The following is a 4,450-nucleotide window of genomic DNA, read 5'->3' as shown; positions in this document are numbered from 1 at the left end:
CCTCACCACCCGACAACAACACCGAATGAAGCGCCGCGTCGAGCAGAGCAGGATGCAGACCAAACCGACCGGCATCCTCACGGGCCTCGTCAGGGAGGGACACCTCGGCGAAGATCTCCTCACCCCGCGTCCACACAGCCCTCAACCCCCGGAACACCGGCCCATACTCATACCCATCATCAACCAACCGCTCATACGCACCCTCGACAGAAACAGGCACAGCCCCCTCCGGCGGCCATACCTCAAGTCCGAAGTCGGCGGTCGCCGGTTCGGACAGGAGCGCGCCCTCAGCGTGAAGCGTCCAGGGGATGTCCCGGTCGCCCTCCGGCCGGGAGTGCACACTCACCTCGCGTGCACCGTCATCGCTCGCAGCACTCACCACGACCTGGACTCGCAGTGCCTCGGACTCGGGCAGGGTCATGGGCGCCTGAAGCGTCAGCTCCTCGAGCAGGCCGCACCCGACCTCCTCGCCCGCACGCAGCGCCAGCTCCACCAGGCCCGTCCCAGGCACCAGCACACTGCCCAGCACACTGTGATCAGCAAGCCAGGGATGAGAGTTGAGGGAGAGGCGACCGGTGAAGACCACTCCCCCGTCGGGCAGGCCAACGGCCGCGCCCAGGACCGGGTGATCGGCTGAGACGAGTCCAAGGGACTCCGGGTTGGAATCCATTACGTCGGGAAGCAGCCAGTAGTGCTGGTGCTGGAAGGCGTACGTGGGCAGGTCGACGCGGCGGGCTCCGGTGGGCGCGTAGAACGCGGCCCAGTCGGGTGAGTGGCCGACCGTGTGCAGCCGCGCGAGCGCCGTGACGAGAGCCTCGGGCTCACTCTGGTTGCGCCGCAGACCCGGCACGAACACCGCGTCAGCCGCGGAACTCTGCGCCATGGCGGTGAGGACGGCGTCCGGGCCGACCTCCAGGAACACCGAGACCCCAGCAGCCGACAGCGCACGAACGCCATCTCCGAAACGGACCGCCTCACGGACATGACGCACCCAGTACTCGGGGGTACGCAGATCATCCGAAGTGGCCAGCTGACCGGTGACGTTGGAGACGACCGGGATACGAGCCTCGCCGAACGTCACGCTCTCCGCGACCGTGCGGAACTCGGCCAGCATCGGCTCCATCAGCGGTGAATGGAACGCGTGTGAGACCCGCAGACGACTGGTCTTACGACCCTCCGCCTCGAACCGAGCCACAACCTCCAGCACATCCACCTCAGCACCGGAGATCACCACCGTGTCCGGTCCGTTCACCGCAGCAATGCTCACCGCGTCCGACGTCAGATACGGAAGGACCTCGTCTTCGGAAGCGCGGACGGCGACCATCGCGCCACCGGCGGGCAGGGCCTGCATCAGCCGTGCACGCGCAGCAACCAGCCTCGCCGCATCCGCCAGCGACAACACACCCGACACATGCGCAGCCGTCAGCTCACCCACCGAATGCCCCGCCAGGAAGTCCGGCCGCACACCCCACGACTCCAGCAAACGGAACAACGCCGTCTCAAAGGCGAACAACGCCGGCTGAGTGAACTCCGTCCGCTCCAAAAGCGACGCGTCCTCACCCCACACCACATCCCGCAGAGACCCGGACAGATGGGAATCCAGCTCCGCCACGACCGCGTCGAACGCCTCGGCGAACACCGGGAAGGAAGCGTGAAGTTCACGACCCATCCCCACCCGCTGCGCACCCTGACCCGTGAACAAGAACGCCGCCTTCGGCCTGGACCTGGCCGCGCCCCGGAACACCGAACCATCCCGCCCGTCACCGGCAAGCGCCCGCAGCCCCTCGACGAGCTGCTCCCGCGTCCCGCCCACCACAGCAGCACGATGCTCGAACACCGCACGCGAAGTCACCAACGAGAAACCGACATCCACCGGACGCACCTCAGACCCGTCCGCCACCCGCTCCAGCAGACGCGCGGCCTGTGCCTTCAGCGCCTCAGCGCCGGTGGCCGAGAGCACCCATGCATGCACAGGCATCTCCAGAGCGGAAGCCGGAGCCTCCTCCGTCCCCTCACTCCCGGCGGACTCCTCCTCCGGTGCCTGCTCGATGATCACGTGCGCGTTCGTGCCGCTGATCCCGAACGACGACACCGCAGCACGCCGCGGACCCACCGTCGCCGGCCACTCCCGAGCCTCCGTCAACAACTCCACCGCACCCGCAGACCAATCCACCTGATCCGACGGACGATCCACATGCAACGTCTTCGGCAACACACCATGCCGCATCGCATGAACAACCTTGATGATCCCCGCCACACCCGCAGCAGCCTGCGTATGACCCATGTTCGACTTCACCGAACCAAGCCACAACGGCCGACCCTCAACCCGACCCTGCCCATACGTCGCCAACAACGCCTGCGCCTCGATCGGATCACCCAAAGTCGTACCCGTACCATGCGCCTCCACCAGATCCACATCACTGGTGGCCAGACCCGCATTCGCCAACGCCTGCCGAATCACCCGCATCTGCGACGGACCGTTCGGGGCGGTGAAGCCGTTGCTGGCGCCGTCCTGGTTGATCGCGGAGCCGCGGACCACTGCGAGCACCGGGTGGCCGTTGCGCCGCGCGTCGGAGAGCCGCTCCACCACCAGAACGCCGACGCCCTCACCCCAACCCGTACCATCAGCAGCCGCCGCGAACGACTTGCACCGACCATCCGCAGCCAACCCACGCTGACGACTGAACTCCACGAACGTCTCCGGAGTCGCCATCACCGTCACGCCACCCACCAACGCCAGCGAACTGTCCCCCGACCGCAGAGACTGCACCGCCGAATGCAACGCCACCAACGACGACGAACACGCCGTATCCATCGTCACCGCCGGACCCTCAAGACCCAACGTGTACGCCACCCGCCCGGAGACCATGGAGCCGGTCGAGCTGCTGTACGGATAGTCGTGGTACATCACACCGGCGAAGACGCCCGTCCGACTCCCCCGCAGGGTGCCCGGGTCGATCGCAGCCCGCTCGAGCGCTTCCCAGGACACTTCCAGCAGCAGTCGCCGGTGTGGGTCCATGACCAGTGCCTCGTTCGGGCCGATCCCGAAGAAGGCCGAGTCGAAGCCGCCGGCACCATGGAGGAAGCCGCCCTCGCGGGTGTACACCTTCCCTTCGGCGCCCGGCTCGGGGTCGTACAGCTGCCCGGTGTCCCAGCCACGGTCCTCGGGAAAGGCGCCCACCACGTCCCGGCCCTCGGCGGCCATCTGCCAGAGGTCCTCGGCGGACTCCACACCGCCCGGATAGCGGCACGCCATCCCCACGATGGCGATCGGTTCGTGCAGGGTCGACGAGAGCTTGCTGTTCTGACCGCGAAGCCGTTCGACCTCCTTGAGTGACGCCCGCAGCGCGTCCACCAGCCGTGCGTCCGAAGTCGTCATCTCAGCTACCTGCTTCCGCGGTCGGGCCATCCAGTTCGAACTCGTCGAGTGCCATGCTGATCAGGCTCTCGGCGTCCAGCTCATCGATCGATCCGCCGGCGCCCTCGCCGTCGTCGTCCGCCCCGGCGGGTGCCTGCACTCCGCCCAGTTCCAGCAGGCTGCGCATCAGTCCGGCGTCGCGGAGCCTGTTGATCGGGATGGTCTGCAGAATGCGGCGGACCTGTTCGTCCTCGTCGACCTGGTCCGGGCCCGCGGCATCGGGGGCCAGTTCCGTGAGCAGGTGGGTGGTCAGCACGTCCGGGCTCGGATAGTCGAAGATCAGCGTCGGTGGCAGTCTGAGCCCGGTGACCACGTTGAGTTGGTTACGGAACTCCACAGCGCTGAGGGAATCGAACCCGAGCTCCTGGAAGGCGCGTTCAGGATGGATGGCCTCCGGCCCCGCGTGCCCGAGCACACCCGCCGCCTCGGCGCGGACCACCTCCAGCACGAGTGCGGAACGTGCGTCCGCGTCCAGACCGGCCAAGCGCTCGGCCAGGGCGGGCCCGGCCTTGCTGACGGCCTCACGTCTCCTCCGACCGGTGGCGCTGCCCTGGGAGAGCACCCGGAAGATTTCGGGGAGGTTGTCGGCGGTGCGTCGGAGGGTGGGCAGGTCGAGCTGGATCGGGACGAGAGCCGGATCATCCAGACCCATCGCCGTATCGAAAAGCTCCAGACCACGCTCGACCGACAACCCCTCGATACCGACCTGCCTCATCCGCCGCAGATCAGCCTCCGACAACTCACCCCCCATCCCGTCCCCCGCAGACCACAACCCCCACGCCAACGCCTTGCCCGCCAACCCCGAAGCACGACGATGAGCCGCAAGAGCATCCAGGAACGTATTCGCCGCCGCATAATTCGCCTGCCCCGCATTCCCCAGCACACCAGCCGCCGAAGAGAACAACACGAACGCCGACAGATCCATCCCCGCCGTCAACTCATGCAAATACCACGCCGCATCCACCTTCGGCGCGAACACCCCACCCAACCGCTCCGGAGACATCGCACCGATCACCCCGTCATCCAGCACAC

2 protein-coding genes are annotated in these 4,450 nt (G+C 67.3%); both read right to left on the bottom strand.

The window, feature by feature from the left end:
* On the bottom strand, positions 1–3,355 hold a 3,355-nt coding region (locus AMK10_RS36480; RefSeq protein WP_241839827.1), incomplete at its 3' end, for a type I polyketide synthase.
* 25 nt (positions 3,356–3,380) lie between these two features.
* A partial coding sequence (locus AMK10_RS36475) for a beta-ketoacyl reductase (protein WP_143195020.1) occupies positions 3,381–4,450 on the bottom strand: 1,070 nt, incomplete at its 5' end.

Origin of the sequence: Streptomyces sp. CB02058 (assembly GCF_001905505.1) — a bacterium.
Classification (GTDB): domain Bacteria; phylum Actinomycetota; class Actinomycetes; order Streptomycetales; family Streptomycetaceae; genus Streptomyces.
This window is presented reverse-complemented; position numbering and strand designations above follow the sequence as displayed.